Raw genomic sequence first — 16608 nt, 5'->3', positions numbered from 1 at the left:
GGTGAATGCAAGAACGAACGATGGGAATTCACCTGAAAAGTAGTTTGCTGGTGCTGTTTTTTGGTTTAACGGTTTCATCTGCCTGGGCGCAGGGGGGGCTCGTTCGGTATGTAAAACGGGTCCTCAACGATACTTCTTCGGCCGCTACGTCTAAATTACTGATTTTTCCCACTGCCGGTTTTGCGCCCGAAACCAGCGTGGAGGTGGGCATCCGGACATTTTCGTTGTTCTACGCCAAAAAGGATACCGTCGTCAACCGGCTCAGCGAGATCGTCCTGTATACCTTTGTTACGTTTCGGGGACAGTTCGGTGCGTTGCTCGAAAATGCGGCTTATACCAACAAAAACCGGTATTTTTTTCTGGGGAAAGCCCGCTATCAGCAGTTTCCTCTACTCTATTACGGTATTGGACCGTCCACCTCATCGGGCAATCCGGTGCTGGTCAATTCCAGTTACGTCCAGATTCGCCAGCGTATTCTTCGGCAGGTCAAAAACAACTGGTACGCCGGTGCCGAGGCCGATTTTCAGAACATCGGACGCGTTTCGTTCGAAACGGAAAACAAACCCCATTTTGACTTGCCGCTGGGATATGAAGGCTCCACCACGATGGGGCTGGGTGCTGCGGTGGTGTATGACGACCGGAAAAATGTGCTGAATGTTCGGAAGGGTAGATTTCTGGAGACCGGTATTTTGTGGTACCAGCCCGGTTTCGGCAGTGATTTCAAGTACCGGAGTGTGGTGCTCGATAGCCGCCTGTTCCGGCCGCTGGGACGCCCCAACCGGGTGCTGGCCCTGCAACTGGCCGGTACGTTTATGACCGGCGACATCCCTTTCAACAACCTGGGGCTGATCGGGGGCGAATCGCTGATGCGCGGCTATTACCTGGGGCGCTACCGCGACAAGAACGTGCTGGCGGGGCAGGCCGAGGTGCGATGGCTTCCGTTCGGGTTCAGCAAACGCTGGGGCGCAACGGTATTTGCCGGTTTAGGGACGGTTTCGCCGACCCTCCGATCGTTTCAGGTCGATCAGGTCCGGTGGGCTGCGGGCGGGGGCGTCCGGTTTTTGTTCTTCCAGAAAAAAGACGTTTTCCTGCGGGCCGATCTGGGCGTGACCCGCGAAGGCACCGGCTTTTACATCTCGCTGGGGGAAGCGTTTTAGTCAGACCAGATTTCTTCCGATCCAGTAAACAAGCACGATTCCCAGCACAATCAGGCTGGCGGTTTTGCCGTAGAACCGCTGGTGAAAACCGGCCTGGCTTTTCCGCAAAGGCGTGTATTCCAGCACCATTCCCGTTAAAACGTAGGGGAGTGCTGCAACCAGCAGCGGATTGTGGTGATAAGCCTGCCGAAGATTACCGTGCATCAACTGGTGGAGACAGCGCTGCGAACCGCATCCCGGACAGTCCAGACCCGTCAGAAACCGGAAGGGGCAGGGTGGGAAGAACGACACCCGGGCCGGATCGAACCAGAAGTAAAGCCCCGCCATGCCAAGCAGCAAAACCACGAGGATAACTGGTCCGGACCGGTTAAAAAATCGAGTTAGAGACCCCACTGAGAATGCCGATGAAGATGGCGGCCAGGTACAGCACCCAAAAACCGATGGACACAAAAAAGCTCACTTTGGTCCACTTGGCGGCTTCGTCGGACGCGCGTTGTGCACCGGCAAAATCACCGTTGCTGTAGCGGGTTTCAACATTGGAGGCATTGACGATGCCGGCGATGCCGAAGGGCAGACAGCAGAAGAGCGTGACCAGAATGGACTCCACCAGCCAGGTTTTGGGCCGATTTCCCATGCCTGCCGACAACGGTTGATTCGGCGTGTACGACTCCTGAAAAGGCTGATACGCCGGTGGGTTTGGCGTTGGGGGTTGGACCGGGTAAACTGGTGGTGCCTGTGGGCGGGAAAGCCATTCGTTGATTTCGGGAACGGTTTGGGCCGCAACCCAGTCGGGCAGGCCCTGCGTCCAGACTTTGGTGTCCGGTTTGAGGGGCTTCGACCGCAGTTCTTCCAAGGTAAACGGGCCGAGCTGCTGGTTGCCCTCCAGATAGTAATATTGCTTCATGTAGAAAAAGGAAGGAATGGTTGGGGATTGATCCTCAAAAAACTAGCCGTTTGAAAGATAGAAAAAGATGTCCATTGATGCGTATTCCGGCCCTCCTTTTTTTACGAAAGGCAATCGGCCAGCGTGCGTACGTACCGATCGACATACAATTCAATATCCCGGCTGCGGTATTGCAGAATATAGCGTGGGTGATCGAGGGTTACGATTCGGTCGAAAAACCGGTGTTCCTGATTGAGTTTTTGAAAGAACGCTTCATTTTTTCGCCCCAGGCAAACCGCCACCCGCCGGTTTTTCTCCAGACCGGATTGGTCGAATAAAAGTTGCGTCCGGACGGTATTGGCAATGGCGGGCCAGAGGGTAGCAGTCGTCGCTTTATCGTCGTAAAAATTGTAATTCTTCCCGTCTTTCACCAAGGCCAATGGGTAAAGCGACGTCAGGAAAAACTGCCCGTAAAATGCTTTTGCACCGCCGAAGGCTTCGACAATCTGATAAATAAACCGGCTTGAAAGCTCCGGTGAAGGCGGCAGATCGTTGTCGATCCCGCAGTATTTTTGGAGATTTTGGGGTGTGGTAAACGAGATACCCGTTACCCCCGCGCCAAAGCGACCGGGATTGATGCCCAGGATGTATACCCGGGGCGAATTGTCTGAAAAATAGGTGGTAAAGAACTGCTTGACAATGGCTTGTATTTCCGGTTGCCGGTACGGATTGAGTGCACCAACTCCGGATGGGAGATTCGTCGGCTCTTTCAAACCCAGGTAGTAGGCAATCGCACGGTCGGCAAAGGTTTCCATCTTACTGATACTGGTTGTAGCAAATGGCCGCGATTTCGCCAATGATTTTTTCGGCTTCCGGGGTGGTGGTGCCCTGCACAAAAACCGAGAGCAGAAAGGGCTTGGTGACGTAAAAAATACCGGCATCCCCCCGGACGTACGTAAGCTCCCCGGTTTTGTGGGCAATAACAGCCGATGGGGGCAGAAACAGCCGGAACGTGGTCTGGTCCGCGTTACGCTTCAAGATGTCGATCATCTGGGCGCAGAGGGCCGGTGTCGCCACTTCGTTGCGATAAATTTTCTTCAGTAGCAGGTTCATTTCCCGGGCGGTTACCCGGTTTTCCCGGCCCTGTTTGGCGGCAAGCGTGTCCATCATCACCCGGTTCAGGCGGCTCTTCGTGAGGCCCAGGGTTTGCATTCGGCGGTTGATGTGGTCCATGCCTAGTTCCCGGATCAGAATGTTGGTGGCGGTATTGTCGCTGCGGGTCATCATCAGGGTCAGGACCTCCAGGTTGGTGATTTTACTATCGTCGGGATAGGTTTGCAAAACCCCCGAACCACCGGTTTTCTCGGATGCCAGCAGCACATGAACTTTGTCGAGATCGAATTTCCTGGCTTTTACCTGTTCCATCGTTTCGATCAGAATCGGAATCTTGATGACGCTCGCCGATGGAACCAGTTCGTCGGAAAGATGAAAAAACCGGGTGCTGTCGGTCAGAGATTCGAAGGCTACATTCACCTGGGTCTGAGCCGGTAATTTTTGGAGATAACCGGTTAATTTATCGGGCAGAAGCTGAGCCGTTGCCAAAATGGGAGCCAGAAAGAAGGAGAGAAAGAGAGTGAATCGAAAAACGAGGGTCATTACCGGGATGGAACGTTTAAGTCAGGTTGGTTGGGAAGTACAGTTTTCAGTTGGGTCACCAGCACTTCATTGATGCGAACATAACTTTCGTGGGTCCAACCCGCCACGTGGGGCGTCAGCAAAACCCGGTCTGATTGGCGGAGATAATCGAACGCAGCCTGCTGATCGGGCGTCAGTTTGGCGAGTTTTTCATTTTCCAGCACATCCAGACACGCCCCCCGGACTTTTCCGCTTTCCAGCCCCCGCACCAGGGCGGGCAGGGACACGATTTCGCCCCGGGCAATATTGATCAGAAAAAACGGCTTTTCGACGCGTTCGATAAACGCATCGCCGATCATCATCCGGGTTTCGTCGGTCAGCGGAACGTGCAGGCTCAGCACGTCGGCTTCTTCCAGGATCTGCTCCATTGCGGCTTCCTGGGCGTAGGCTCCGGCATACTGCGTCAGGTATTTGTCGTAACACAACACCCGGCATCCAAAACCGCTGAGCCGACGCGCCGTGGCCCGACCGTTGTTGCCAAACCCGACGATGCCGATGGTCAGGCTGCCGAGTTCGTAGCCCCGGTTTCCTTCCCGATCCCAAACGCCCCGGCGTACTTCCCGGTCGCCTTTGGCAATGTTGGCCAGCAAGCCCAGCAACATGCCCACGGTATGTTCGGCCACCGCATCGCGGTTGCCTTCCCCCGCGTGGAAAACGTGAATGTTTCGCTGCTGGGCCAGCTCAAGATCGATCAGGTCGAGTCCGGCACCGGCCCGGCCGATAAAAAGGAGCCGTTGGGCCGCTGCCAGCACTTCGGCATCGACCGGCGTTTTGCTCCGGATCAGCAACCCTTCGTAATCGGCGATCTGCTCAATCAGCGCACTTCGCGAGATTTTGGGTTCATACCGAAAGGCAAACCCCGCCTGTTCGAGCATGGGAAACAGCGAGGGGTGCATTTCGTCGGCAATCAGGATTATGGGTTGAATCTGGGACATCCGTATGGTTTTTGTAACTTGCAAAAAAATGAACCATGAACAATGACGAATGAACACGATCTGAGAACGCTTACAAAAGGCTTCGGGAAGAAAAACTGCTGTTCTGTAGGCGTTGTTCATCGTTCAATCGAACACAAGGGCGAAACTACTAACTTAAATGGAACCGCGCCAATCGGAGAAAAATAACGAACGCCAACCGGAACCCCAAACCCGTCGGCCAGTCATCGGCATCACCCTCGGGGATTACAACGGGATTGGGCCGGAAGTCATCCTGAAAGCCCTGCAACACAACCGCTTGCAGAAAATCTGCACCCCGGTTATCTATGGTTCGATGCGTGTTCTGAACCGCTATCGGAATATGTTGCAGCAAAGTGGCCTGTCGTTGAAAGACTGGAATTTGAACGGGATTCAGCAGGTTGGGCAGGCCAATCCGAAGTTTACCAACGTCATTACCTGCTGGAACGACCAGGGCGGTAATCCGGGGGGAGATCGGCAGGGCCAGGAAGTTCAGCCGGGAAAAGTGACGCCCGAAGCCGGACAGGCCGCGCTGGCGTGTTTGCAACGGGCCACGGAAGACCTCAAGGCGGGTCATCTGGATGCCATTGTGACGGCTCCGATTAATAAAAATAACATCCAGACCGAAACCTTCCAGTTTCCGGGTCATACCGAATATTTTGCCGAAGCCTTCGGGGTGAAAGAAAACCTGATGTTTCTGGTGAGCGATGTGTTGCGGGTTGGTGTCGTGACGGGCCACATTCCGCTGGGTCGGATCCGCTCGAACATCACCAAAGAAAAAGTGTTGCAAAAACTGCAACTGATGTACCAATCTTTACGGGGCGATTTTGGCATCCGAAAACCACGCATTGCGGTGCTGGGGCTCAACCCGCACGCGGGCGAGGAGGGGTTGCTGGGCAACGAGGAGCAGGAAATTCTGAAACCGCTGATTCAGGAATTGCGCAACAAGGGACAGTTGATTTACGGTCCGTTTGCGTCGGACGGTTTTTTCGGAACCCGGGCGTATCGCAAGTACGATGCCGTGCTGGCGATGTACCACGATCAGGGATTGATTCCTTTCAAGACCATTGCGTTCGACGAGGGCGTCAATTTTACGGCCGGGATGCCGGTGGTTCGCACCTCGCCCGACCACGGCACGGCGTATGACATTGCCGGGAAAAATCTGGCCGATGAAACCTCGATGATTCAGGCGATTTACGTCGCCTGTGATGTGTCGAAATACCGCAAAGAAATGGCGGAAATTGAACTGACTTCGTTGAATAAGAAAACTCCAAGTGGTAAAATAAGTGAGCAGTCTGCTTAAAAATTATGCTAAAATCGATGACCGGGTTCGGCAGTGCGACCCAGGAAGCCAACGGGCTGACGGTAACTGCTGAAGTAAAAACGTTGAATTCTAAGTTTCTGGATATTTATTGCCGGTTACCGAGGGTGTTCTCCGATAAAGAAGTTGAATTGCGAAATCTGCTCACGCAGAAACTGGAGCGCGGCAAAGTGGAGCTGTCGCTTAATGTGACCCGTCTGACGGATGTTCGGCCGGGGGTGACCGTCAACCGCCCCTTGATCGAAGCCTACCTGAAAGACCTCCGCGAAACCTCGCAGGGACTTTTGCTGGATGTGGCGGATGGGGATCTGTTCAAACTGGCTTTGCAACAGCCCAACGCCTTCAACTCCGAAGCCTCCAGTGCGTCGGACACGGCCGCCAGCGACTGGGAACTGATTCAGCTGACCGCTTTGGAAGCCGTTCGGAAATGCGACGAATTCCGGCAGCAGGAGGGCAATGGCCTGGAAATCAAGTTTAGGGAATACATCCAGATCATTACCGACCGCCTGACGCTGATCGAGGTGCAGGATGTGAAGCGCATTCCGGCGGTTCGTGAACGGGTGCGTACGATGGTGGTTGAATTGATGGGCAGTGACGAATTCGACCAGAACCGGTTTGAGCAGGAGCTGATTTATTACATCGAGAAATTTGACATTTCGGAAGAAAAAGTTCGGCTGAAAAACCACCTGAGCTACTTCATGGAAGTGCTCGCGGCTGAGGAAGCCAACGGCAAGAAGCTCAACTTCATTGCGCAGGAGATTGGCCGGGAAATCAACACCATCGGTTCCAAAGCCAACGATGCCGCCATTCAGCGCCTGGTGGTGCAGATGAAAGACGAACTGGAGAAAATCAAGGAGCAGACGCTGAATGTGATCTAAGCCCTGACAGCGCCGGGCCGTCGGCGCGCTCTAGTTGAAAAACGCTCCGTTCTGGGTTGCCAGCAGGTGTTCAAGTGGAATGTCTTCCTGTTTGATGAAGCCTTTCTGGGGCAGCAAACCGTCGGCTACCAGTTCAACCACGGCGGCCACCGATCCGGCGGTGGTCCAGGAGATGGCCCGCCAGGGTTGCCCGTCGATTTCGCGGGGGTGATAGGCCCGGTAAAACTCTTCGCGTTCGAGAACCGTCCCTTTCCAGCCTTCGACCACGGCATACACATAGACCACATCGGCCTGCACGGGCGGTTTGGCTTCGGTCAGAATCTGCTCGACCAAAACGCGTTTGTCTTTCAGAATCAGTTCGTACAACAAAAACCGCATCAGTTTGGCGTGACCAGGGTAACGAATGGTCTTGTAATTCAGCGTATCGACCTGTCCGGCGTAGGTTTCACACATGGTTCCCAGGCCACCGGAGGTGCTGAAAGCTTCGAATTCCTGCCCTTCGATGTTGATCACTTCGATGCCGTCGAGGGCCGGGACGGTTTTGAAAACGCCGTTGGAAATCACTTCACAATCGTTCAGGTATTCATTGATCACCCCGGCTGGCGACCACGTAAACGAATAACCCAGTAAGCCGTTCGGATAGCGCGGCAAAGCGCCCACGCGCAGTTCAATGTCCCGCAGTTTAGTGAACCGTTTGGCGAGGACAGCCCCAACAATACCGATCAGACCCGGCGCCAGCCCACACTGCGGGGCCATGACGGCTTTGGCAGTTTCGGCCATCAGCCGAATGGCGGTCGTGGTCGGCACGTCTTCCGTCAGGTCGAAATAATGAAGGCCCAGCTCCCAGGCGGTGGTGGCAATCGGCAGGTTCAGGTTGTAGGGCAGGCAGGAGACCACGGCGTCGAAACCGGCCAGGGTTTGCCGGAGGGTGGCTTCGTCGGTGACATCACCCGAAATAACCGGGAAAGGAAGATCGTAGACCGGTGGTACTTTGTCAAAACCGGTTACGGTGAAACGTTTGTTGAGGAGAATCCCGACCAGCGAGCCGACTTTTCCCAGGCCAATCACAAGAACTTTTTTCATAGGCGTGTTTATGCATTGAACGATCTGCATTGGCAAGGTACTAAGTTTTTACAGAAAAGGAATTCATGAAATTACCCCTCACATTTTACGAAAATCACGATACCATTACGCTCGCCCAACGTCTGCTAGGCTGCGAACTGGTTCATGAAAGCCCGGAAGGAACCACGGCGGGCATCATCGTAGAAACGGAAGCTTACCTGACCGGCGACCCGGCCTGCCATGCCTACCGACGCAAAACCGCCCGCAATGCCGCCATGTTCGGCCCGGCGGGAACGCTTTACGTGTATCTGATCTACGGTTTTTACCATTGCTTGAACGTTGTTACGGGGCCGGAAGATGTGGGGGAGGCTGTTCTGATTCGGGCGCTCGAACCCACCGAAGGAATCAACCTGATGGGTGAACGGCGGAATCTCGATCCCGCTACCAAAGCCGGTTTGCGCGGACTGACCAGCGGCCCCGGCAAACTGGTCATTGCGATGGGCATCTCGCGGGACCATAACTTTTGGTCGCTGACGGAATCCGGTATCTACATTCGCCCCAGCGTGCGGAATGACATCGACATAGTGACGACAACGCGCATCGGCATCACGCAGGGCTCCGATTTGCCGTACCGGTTTTATGTGAAAGGGAACCGGTTTGTGAGTAAGCCGTAAATTCTTAATACGATAAAAGGCGCTTTTCACAGGCTAGAGCTGGTTTTTGCCAAATTCGACTAAAATTTTGATGAAAATATTGGGACGCAACCCGTTCGGATATACCTTTGCAATCAATAATTAGTCTAAATAATGATTAAGAATACAACCGAAATGATCAAATCTACATTACCAAACCGGCTCTTTATACCCCTGTCTGTGCTCTGTATGAGTCTGTTTTGCTTTTCGGCAATGGCTCAAAATACCGGTTCGATTACCGGAAAAACCCGCACTGCCGATGCCCGGCCACTAACGCAGGTCAACGTTCGCGTGGCAGGAACCCGCCTGGGAACCATTACCAACGAATCCGGTGAGTACCTGATCCCGAACGTACCGGCTGGTCCGCAGGTGCTGGTCATCAGCCGCGTGGGCCACGCCCGCATTCGCCAGGCCGTGGCGGTAGTGGCGGGTGAAACCACTCAGGTGCCCGATCTGACCGTGCTCGAAAACGCCGAACAACTGGATGAAGTGGTGGTCGAAGGGAAAAACTCGTACAAAACCGACGTTCCCTCATCCAGCCTGCGCCTGAAAACGCCCTTGCTGGAAGTGCCGCAAAACATCCAGGTGGTCAACCGGCAGTTGCTCGCCGATCAACAGATTTTCGACATGCTGGAAGGCGTTTCCCGGAACGTCAGTGGCGTTACCCGGCAGGAACACTGGGACAATTACGCCCGGCTGAACATGCGCGGATCGCGGGTGGCTCCGTTCCGCAACGGGATGAACGTGCAATCGACCTGGGGACCGCTGGCGGAAGATTTATCGATGGTAGAACGGATCGAGTTTGTGAAGGGCCCCGCCGGTTTTATGATGGCCAACGGCGAACCGAGCGGTTTCTACAACGTCGTGACCAAAAAACCGACCGGGGTGACCCGTGGCGAAGCCGCCTTCGCGGTCGGAAGTTTCGATACGTACCGCGCCACCCTCGATCTGGACGGAAAACTGAGCCAGGACAATCGCCTGCTGTATCGACTCAATGTGATGGGGCAGTCGAAAGGCTCGCACCGGGATTTCGAGTTCAATAACCGGTATACGATTGCGCCGGTGGTGAAGTACAAAATCAACGAGCAGACATCGATTACGGCCGAATATACCTACCAGTATTCCCAGATGTCGGCGATTGGTTCCGCGTACGTATTCGACGCCAACGGCCTGGCCAAACAGCCCCGCAATGCAACCAACTCCTTTGCCAACCTCGATCCGTCGGTTATTCATGACCACAGTGCTTTCCTGATTTTTGAGCACCAGATCAGTGACAACTGGAAACTGACGGGCCAACTGGCGTATTTCAATTACAACCAGGTTGGCAGTTCGCTCTGGGCCGATTCGGCCAAAACCGACGGGCGGATTTACAGCTACAACGGAATCTGGGATGCCGCCAACGAAAGCAAGTTCGGGCAAATTTTTGTCAATGGCGAAGTGACGACCGGGCCGGTCGTCCACCGGATTCTCGGCGGGCTGGACTTGGGGAACAAAAAATACATGGCCGACTGGAACCAGAGTTTTCCGCTGTATGACAGCACCTTCGTGTTCAACTCCAATTCGCCGAATTATTACCTGCCCGCTCATTTGATTCCGAAATTCGACCGCTCGACCAGCCTGCGGGCCCGTGCCGGCGTCAACGTCATGAGCCAGTCATTCACCGGTTTGTACGTTCAGGACGAACTACGGTTCTGGCAGGACCGGATTCGGTTGACGCTGGCGGGTCGGCTGACGTCGGTGAAAGACAGCCAGTACGGAGCCGGAACGAATGAAACAAAGTTCACCCCCCGCGTCGGGATCAGCGGTTCGATCAACAAACAGACTTCAATTTACGCCCTGTATGACCAGGCTTTTGTGCCGCAGTCGGGTGCCGACCGGCAGGGCAGAGCTTTCGATCCGATTACGGGCAATAACCTCGAAGCCGGTTTGAAAAAAGATTGGGCCGACGGTCGCTGGAACTCGACGGTTTCGGTCTATCAGATCACGAAAAACAATGTGTTAACCACCGATCCGACCAATCCGAACTATTCGATTCAACTGGGCGAAACCCAGACCAAAGGGGTTGAAGTGGACGTACGGGGCGAACTGTTGCCCGGCATGAACCTGGTGATCAATTACGCTTACACCGATGGCAAAATTACGAAAGACACGAAGTCGGAAAACGTGGGACTGCCGGTTCCCGGTTTTAGCAAACACGTGACCAACGCCTGGCTCTCGCATCGCTTGCGGAAGGGCGCTTTGCAGGGATTGGGGGCTTCGCTCGGGTACCAGTGGCAACTCGACCGCTACGGCTGGTTTTCGGATGCCGTCGATGACAAACCGACGCTGCCCAACACCTTCCGGCTGGATGGTGCCATTTCCTGGCAGAATAACCGCATGAGAGTCGCGCTGAACGTGAACAATATTCTGGACGCGTATCTGTATTCGGGGGCCTATTATGCCTGGAGCAAAGCCTATTACTGGCAGGCCGAGGCTCCCCGCAATTTCCGGCTGAGTTTAGGGTATAAATTTTGACAGGTAGATCGAATGACGGTAAAAAAGTTAGTTGGAAAACTACACCTCTGGCTCGGACTGGCGTCCGGGCTTTTGGTGTTTGTGGTGGCGATCACGGGCTGCATACTGGCCTTTGAGCAGGAAATAAAAAGCTTCGTTCGCCCGTTTCAGTATGTTGAGCCGGTAGCCAACGGCGTCGTTTTGCCGCCTTCCCGATTACAGGCAATTGCGGAGAAGCAGGTTCCGGGAAAACCGGCGAAAGGCGTCAATTACGGGGCGCTGGGCCACAGCGTTAACGTGCCGTTTTACGGTGCGAATCCCGATTACTACGTTCAGGTGTATCTGAATCCATACACCGGCGAAGTGTTGAAGGTGGTGGATGAGGAAACGGATTTCTTTCATTTCATTCTCCACGGGCATTATTACCTGTGGTTACCGGAAGAAATCGGGCAACCGGTGGTGGCGTATGGGACGCTGGTTTTTACGATGCTGCTGATAAGCGGAATGGTGCTGTGGTGGCCAAAAAAATGGAGTCGATCCAATCGGGATAAGAGCTTCAAAATCAAGTGGAAAGCCCAGTGGCGACGGGTCAATTACGACCTCCACAACGTGCCCGGTTTTTACGCTCTGTTCATTTCGCTGGTGCTGGCCATCACGGGGATGATTTTCGGAATTCAGTGGCTGTCCCAATCGATTTATTGGACCACCTCGGGCGGAAAAACCATGCCGGACTACCAGCTTCCTCTGTCGGACTCAACCCAAACCCGGCGGTATGCAAATCCCACGGACCGGCTTTGGCAGCAGTTTTACAAGAACAAAACGGAAACCGCCAGCCTGTATATTTCCTGCCCCGAACGAGCCTCGGAATCCATTTCAGTTTCGATCAACCACCGACCCGGAACCTATTACAAAACAGATTATTACACCTTCGATCAATACACACTGAAAGCCTTAACCGGCGAAGGACCTTATTTCGGCGAATACGAAACGGCCGGTTTCGGCGATAAACTCCGGCGGATGAACTACGATATTCACGTGGGGGCCATTCTGAGTTTGCCCGGTAAAATTCTGGCCTTCTGTGCCAGCCTGATCTGCGCCAGTTTGCCCGTTACCGGCTTCATCATCTGGTGGGGACGCCGGAAGAAAAAGGGTCTCAAACCGCAACGGCGCGTGGCGAAGGCTCAGGTGGTTTAAACGGTTTACGGTATTCGGTTTACGGTGGCTGACGCATTCCCTTGTAAGCGCGCGTCAGCCACCGTAAACCGTAAACCGAATACCGTAAACCTTACACTGACCTTACGGATTACAGTAATTTTTACTTTCTTCCGTTGTAAAGTTAATGGGCCAGTTTGTGCTGGTGACGGTGTAATTGTTGATTTCAATATCCAGACGATCCGGGATGGAACCGGCTCGCAAGTCATACGCCTTGTTGAGCTGAATCATCACTTTCGCACTGAGCGAAGGAAACGCCAGCGTGGGGAGGTCCTGCCAGTCGTCCTGGCTTCCGGCAGCCCGGTATTGCGCATACAGGACTTTAAACGGCAACTTGTCGGGATTCACACCGTTGGGGCCACACTTGAAGTTGAAGAAAATGGTCACTTCCCGGCGGCTGTCGGGCGCTGCGGGCGGCAATGGGGTGTAGGGAACCGCTTTCAGATCGAACGAAACCTCGCTGTTGGCACAGGCGTCGATTTCGGGCGAAACGTAGGCTTTGCTGGCATTGTCGTACAACCGAAGCCGGATTCTCAACCCTTTTTTCAGGTTGGTCAGCCGAATGGAACTGCCGTTGTTAATGGCCGTAGCGAAGGTGAGCGGATTTCCGGCGCGCACGACGATGTTGCCATCCTGGTCGATGGCTTCCACGCGGTAGGCCGGGCTGCGGTCGGGGTAGCTGCTGAGAAACTTGAACGTGGGGCCGTCGGCGCAAACTTCTTCGGTGAAAGCCGCCACCCAGAGTGAAAGGTGGCTGATGTCGGCCACGTATTCCAGACTGCCATTGGCCGCTCGCTGCACCTTGCCGGATTCTTCCCGCGTCCATTTATTGGAAATGGCATCGAAGCTGAACAACGGAATGACATCACCCGGCTGGATGTTTCGTCCCAGCGTTGGGTTCATCATCTGCGAATTGAGGGCAAAGGAAATCCGGATCGGTTTCGAAAACGTTTTCGCGAGTTGATAGTCGTCGTTATAGACTGTTATGTGGGCTCCACCGGCTACCGAAAGCACCTGCTGATTGCCCAGAAAACCACCGGCGGGCGTCGATGCATTGATGATGCCGTTGCCTGGTAATTCCGAAACCGCTTTGGACGTGGAGCTGTTGTTGATGGGATCGGCCGTTACGGTCAGTTCGCCCCCCACCGGCTGGCCGGCCACGTCTTTCACCTCACTGCCCTGCGGCACCGTGACGGTTGCCTGGGTCACATTGGGTTCGGCTTTCGTCTGCACCGTGGCCGACGTTTGCACCGTCCCGTTGTCGCTGCTCTTGAACGATTGGTGGGCCGGTTCGGCGTTGTTTTTGTTACTCAGCAGCGGAATGGTCAGGTTGCGGGGTGTTGTGTTTTCCAACTTGATTTCCTGAATATTATCGACCAACTCATCGGCCAGGGTCACAATGTTGAACCGAATCGGGGCGGTGGAGGATACCGTTGTGGATGGCGACAAACACAAAAACAGTTTTCCGTCGGAAGTCAGTTTGAATTTTTTAGTATTGAGCGTCGTAACAATTTTTTCGGCGTCCGGCCCCGCAATTTTGACGGTTAGTTTATCGGGCGTCAACCCGGCTGGAATCGTGTATTTGACCTGAACGGCCACCGCCAGCGGGTCTTTAAACTTAAGTTCAACATTTTCGACCGGATTCTGGCATGCATCGAGCAACCCTACCACCAGCACACATACCATTGATAACAAGCGTTTCATAACGAGATGATTTTGTTGAGTAAAGAGGAGAGACAAGAGAAGAAAGACGAAGCTTGGCTTGTAGATACACCATGGCTATGGGTCTCATTTCTTTCATCTATACTCTATTTTCTTCTGAATAAACCGTAGGTCAATAAAAATTGAAGCGAAGGGAGAAAGCGATAGCTTTTTAGATTTTGCTGAATAACCGGTATTTGTTCGTCGATGGTGGTGGTTTCCAGAAAACCGGTGTATTGCAGATCAACTTTGGGCGAGCCCAGGTAATACGCGCCTAACTCCACCGCAAAACCCAACCGGCGGATGGGCGTGGAGCGGCCGTATCCAAAACCGGCGTAGCCCAGCACGCTGTTCCACTTCAGAGACGCGTTGACAACACCCATGTTTTCTTCCGCAATCTCGATCCCGCCAAATTTTACCTTGCCCTCGGCAATCACATTGGCTTTCACATCGGGCCGCCACGTATAACCGACTCCGCCGGTGACAAATAGCTGGTTTCGCTTGAACGGGTGCCACTTGACGGATGCCAGCGCAATACCCATCACCAGATCGGGCGTAATGTTCAGCTTGCCTTCCCCGGCTTTTACCCGAAAGACGCCGTCGTAAGCAAAATAACTAACGCCGACTCGACCAACCAGCCGGGCATCGGGGCGGAGTTTTTTTGCGAACTGAATTCCCAGTCCGGTTGAGCCAAGCTGCAAACCAATGGCGTACGGAGCGGGTTGTAATCGGATGGAATCACGAACCGATTGTGCGGCTAAATGCATCGCGCTGGTGGTGATTAAAAAGATTATTAAAAAAGCTGTAACTGGTTTATTCATACGCACTTATTAGTTAGTAAACAGATTTATTATCGGAAGTTAAGCAATTATCAGACAACAAAGTTGAAATGGATATGAAATATTAGTAATTGGTCGGGGTTGAAAAATATTTATCACATTAACAGGTTCCTTTATCATAATTTTGTTCTCACACTAGTCAGGGCAACTTTTGGGGTGCTAAACGGCTGGCTTTTGAATAATTTACCGGTATGCAACAATTCCTTCAAAAACTAAAAACACAGCCGCTGATGTCGGGCACCAGTACGGGCCAGGCCTTTTGGCACTCGTCAGGGGAAGAACACCTGCTGGATTCGTATTCACCCGTCGATGGGCAATTGATGGCCCGCGTTTTTCCCACCACCCACGAAGACTACAACCAGGTGGTGGAAACCGCCCGGGCGGCATTTCTGGAATGGCGGAACGTTCCGGCACCGAAACGGGGCGAGATTGTCAGACAGATGGGTGAACAATTCCGGCAGTATAAAAAAGAACTCGGCACGCTTGTTAGCTACGAAATGGGAAAATCCCTGCAGGAGGGGATGGGCGAGGTTCAGGAAATCATCGACATCTGCGATTTTGCCGTGGGTCAGTCGCGGCAGCTCTACGGCCAAACCATGCATAGTGAGCGCCCCGACCACCGGATGTACGAACAGTGGCATCCGCTGGGGGTGGTCGGTATGATTTCGGCCTTTAATTTTCCGGTAGCGGTTTGGTCGTGGAACGCGATGCTGGCCTGGGTTTGTGGCAACGTCTGCATCTGGAAACCGTCGGAAAAAACACCCCTCACGGCTTTGGCGTGTCAGCAGATTATCAAAGATGTGCTGGAGCAAAATGAGGTTCCGGAAGGCGTTTCGTGTCTGATTACGGGGGGGCGTGAGGTAGGCACGTGGCTGGCGGAAGACCCGCGGATTGCGCTGGTGTCGGCCACCGGTTCCACGCGCATGGGTAAGTCGGTGGCGCAAACCGTTGCCGGGCGGCTGGGCCGGTATTTGCTCGAACTGGGCGGAAACAACGCCATTATTATTTCGCAACATGCCGATCTGAACGTCGCCATTCCCGCCATTGTGTTTGGGGCGGTAGGAACCGCCGGGCAACGGTGTACGTCCACGCGACGGCTGATTATTCAGGAGTCAGTTTACGAAGACGTCAAACAGCGTCTGGTAAAAGCCTACGGACAGCTTCGCATTGGAAATCCGCTGGAGGAACAAAACCACGTCGGGCCGCTGATTGATCGGGCGGCTGTGTCGGGGTATCAATCGGCCCTGTTTCAGATCAAGGAGCAGGGGGGACGGTTGCTGATCGACGGCGAAGTGCTGGAAGGCCCCGCTTTCGAATCGGGCTGTTACGTCCGGCCCGCCATTGCCGAGATGCCCGCGCAGACCGAAATTGTTCAGCACGAGACGTTTGCGCCGATCTTGTATTTGCTGAAATACCAGACGCTGGAAGAAGCCATCGCGCTGCAAAACGGTGTTCCGCAGGGCTTGTCATCATCGGTTTTTACGCTCAATTTGCGCGAAGCTGAGCGGTTCCTTTCAGCTGCCGGGTCGGATTGCGGCATTGCGAACGTAAACATTGGCACATCGGGAGCCGAGATTGGCGGGGCCTTCGGGGGCGAGAAAGAAACCGGGGGCGGCCGCGAATCCGGCTCCGATTCCTGGAAAGCCTACATGCGCCGTCAAACCAACACCATCAACTACGGAACCACACTGCCACTGGCGCAGGGGATTAAATTTGAATTATGAA

15 protein-coding genes are annotated in these 16608 nt (G+C 54.0%); 7 read left to right on the top strand and 8 right to left on the bottom strand.

Annotated features, from left to right (window positions below; all coding sequences use genetic code 11):
• The first annotated feature begins 5 nt into the window (after positions 1-5).
• Positions 6-1157, top strand: a complete 1152-nt coding sequence (locus tag F0P93_RS22015) for a BamA/TamA family outer membrane protein (protein WP_225309598.1) — start codon at positions 6-8, stop codon at positions 1155-1157.
• Here F0P93_RS22015 and F0P93_RS22010 read toward each other — a convergent pair whose 3' ends face one another.
• The 5 genes from F0P93_RS22010 to F0P93_RS21990 form a co-directional block, all read right to left on the bottom strand.
• Entirely contained in the window at positions 1158-1502 is a 345-nt protein-coding gene (locus F0P93_RS22010; RefSeq protein WP_150879903.1) for a DUF2752 domain-containing protein, read from the bottom strand. It abuts the gene before it with no gap.
• Between the two features lie 22 nt (positions 1503-1524).
• Complete coding sequence (locus tag F0P93_RS22005) at positions 1525-2061, bottom strand: CD225/dispanin family protein (protein WP_150879902.1); 537 nt, start codon at positions 2059-2061, stop codon at positions 1525-1527.
• A 101-nt stretch (positions 2062-2162) separates the two neighbouring features.
• Complete coding sequence (locus F0P93_RS22000; RefSeq protein ID WP_150879901.1) at positions 2163-2855, bottom strand: uracil-DNA glycosylase family protein; 693 nt, start codon at positions 2853-2855, stop codon at positions 2163-2165.
• A gap of 1 nt (position 2856) precedes the next feature.
• On the bottom strand, positions 2857-3696 hold the full coding sequence (locus tag F0P93_RS21995; protein WP_150879900.1) for a serine hydrolase: 840 nt from the start codon (positions 3694-3696) through the stop codon (positions 2857-2859).
• Entirely contained in the window at positions 3696-4670 is a 975-nt protein-coding gene (locus F0P93_RS21990; protein ID WP_150879899.1) for an NAD(P)-dependent oxidoreductase, read from the bottom strand. The genes F0P93_RS21995 and F0P93_RS21990 overlap by 1 nt, the downstream gene beginning before the upstream one ends.
• Positions 4671-4827: 157 nt before the next feature.
• Between F0P93_RS21990 and pdxA the strand changes: the two genes are divergently transcribed.
• Entirely contained in the window at positions 4828-5988 is a 1161-nt protein-coding gene (pdxA, locus tag F0P93_RS21985) for a 4-hydroxythreonine-4-phosphate dehydrogenase PdxA (protein ID WP_150879898.1), read from the top strand.
• A gap of 5 nt (positions 5989-5993) precedes the next feature.
• A complete protein-coding gene (locus F0P93_RS21980) occupies positions 5994-6884 on the top strand; it encodes a YicC/YloC family endoribonuclease (protein WP_150879897.1) in 891 nt (296 codons plus the stop codon).
• A 30-nt stretch (positions 6885-6914) separates the two neighbouring features.
• On the opposite strand, the gene F0P93_RS21975 is transcribed toward F0P93_RS21980, so the two are convergent.
• Positions 6915-7967 (bottom strand): saccharopine dehydrogenase C-terminal domain-containing protein, encoded by a 1053-nt coding sequence (locus F0P93_RS21975; RefSeq protein WP_150879896.1) that lies wholly within the window; start codon positions 7965-7967, stop codon positions 6915-6917.
• A 65-nt stretch (positions 7968-8032) separates the two neighbouring features.
• On the opposite strand from F0P93_RS21975, the gene F0P93_RS21970 reads away from it, so the two are divergent.
• The 3 genes from F0P93_RS21970 to F0P93_RS21960 all read left to right on the top strand — a co-directional run bounded on the left by F0P93_RS21970 (position 8033) and on the right by F0P93_RS21960 (position 12325).
• Positions 8033-8620 (top strand): DNA-3-methyladenine glycosylase, encoded by a 588-nt coding sequence (locus F0P93_RS21970; RefSeq protein WP_150879895.1) that lies wholly within the window; start codon positions 8033-8035, stop codon positions 8618-8620.
• A 207-nt stretch (positions 8621-8827) separates the two neighbouring features.
• Positions 8828-11152, top strand: coding sequence for a TonB-dependent receptor (locus F0P93_RS21965; protein WP_225309597.1), 2325 nt, complete (start codon positions 8828-8830; stop codon positions 11150-11152).
• Between the two features lie 12 nt (positions 11153-11164).
• Complete coding sequence (locus F0P93_RS21960) at positions 11165-12325, top strand: PepSY-associated TM helix domain-containing protein (RefSeq protein ID WP_150879893.1); 1161 nt, start codon at positions 11165-11167, stop codon at positions 12323-12325.
• 102 nt (positions 12326-12427) lie between these two features.
• Here F0P93_RS21960 and F0P93_RS21955 read toward each other — a convergent pair whose 3' ends face one another.
• On the bottom strand, positions 12428-14047 hold the full coding sequence (locus F0P93_RS21955; protein ID WP_150879892.1) for a hypothetical protein: 1620 nt from the start codon (positions 14045-14047) through the stop codon (positions 12428-12430).
• Positions 14048-14151: 104 nt separating this feature from the next.
• Complete coding sequence (locus F0P93_RS21950; protein ID WP_150879891.1) at positions 14152-14811, bottom strand: hypothetical protein; 660 nt, start codon at positions 14809-14811, stop codon at positions 14152-14154.
• Positions 14812-15074: 263 nt separating this feature from the next.
• Between F0P93_RS21950 and amaB the strand changes: the two genes are divergently transcribed.
• Positions 15075-16607, top strand: coding sequence for an L-piperidine-6-carboxylate dehydrogenase (gene amaB / locus F0P93_RS21945; RefSeq protein WP_150879890.1), 1533 nt, complete (start codon positions 15075-15077; stop codon positions 16605-16607).
• The last annotated feature ends 1 nt before the right edge of the window (position 16608 follow it).

The sequence above is a fragment of the Larkinella humicola genome, assembly GCF_008727875.1.
GTDB lineage: Bacteria > Bacteroidota > Bacteroidia > Cytophagales > Spirosomataceae > Larkinella > Larkinella humicola.
This window is presented reverse-complemented; position numbering and strand designations above follow the sequence as displayed.

Coding starts and splice junctions, on each gene's coding strand:
- F0P93_RS21950 (WP_150879891.1), bottom strand. CDS start 14,811: ATGCATTTAGCCGCACAATCGGTTCGTGATTCCATCCGATTACAACCC.
- F0P93_RS21970 (WP_150879895.1), top strand. CDS start 8,033: ATGAAATTACCCCTCACATTTTACGAAAATCACGATACCATTACGCTC.
- F0P93_RS21995 (WP_150879900.1), bottom strand. CDS start 3,696: ATGACCCTCGTTTTTCGATTCACTCTCTTTCTCTCCTTCTTTCTGGCT.
- F0P93_RS21955 (WP_150879892.1), bottom strand. CDS start 14,047: ATGAAACGCTTGTTATCAATGGTATGTGTGCTGGTGGTAGGGTTGCTC.
- F0P93_RS21960 (WP_150879893.1), top strand. CDS start 11,165: ATGACGGTAAAAAAGTTAGTTGGAAAACTACACCTCTGGCTCGGACTG.
- pdxA (WP_150879898.1), top strand. CDS start 4,828: ATGGAACCGCGCCAATCGGAGAAAAATAACGAACGCCAACCGGAACCC.
- F0P93_RS21980 (WP_150879897.1), top strand. CDS start 5,994: ATGCTAAAATCGATGACCGGGTTCGGCAGTGCGACCCAGGAAGCCAAC.
- F0P93_RS22005 (WP_150879902.1), bottom strand. CDS start 2,061: ATGAAGCAATATTACTATCTGGAGGGCAACCAGCAGCTCGGCCCGTTT.
- F0P93_RS21990 (WP_150879899.1), bottom strand. CDS start 4,670: ATGTCCCAGATTCAACCCATAATCCTGATTGCCGACGAAATGCACCCC.
- F0P93_RS21965 (WP_225309597.1), top strand. CDS start 8,828: ATGAGTCTGTTTTGCTTTTCGGCAATGGCTCAAAATACCGGTTCGATT.
- F0P93_RS22015 (WP_225309598.1), top strand. CDS start 6: ATGCAAGAACGAACGATGGGAATTCACCTGAAAAGTAGTTTGCTGGTG.
- F0P93_RS22000 (WP_150879901.1), bottom strand. CDS start 2,855: ATGGAAACCTTTGCCGACCGTGCGATTGCCTACTACCTGGGTTTGAAA.
- amaB (WP_150879890.1), top strand. CDS start 15,075: ATGCAACAATTCCTTCAAAAACTAAAAACACAGCCGCTGATGTCGGGC.
- F0P93_RS21975 (WP_150879896.1), bottom strand. CDS start 7,967: ATGAAAAAAGTTCTTGTGATTGGCCTGGGAAAAGTCGGCTCGCTGGTC.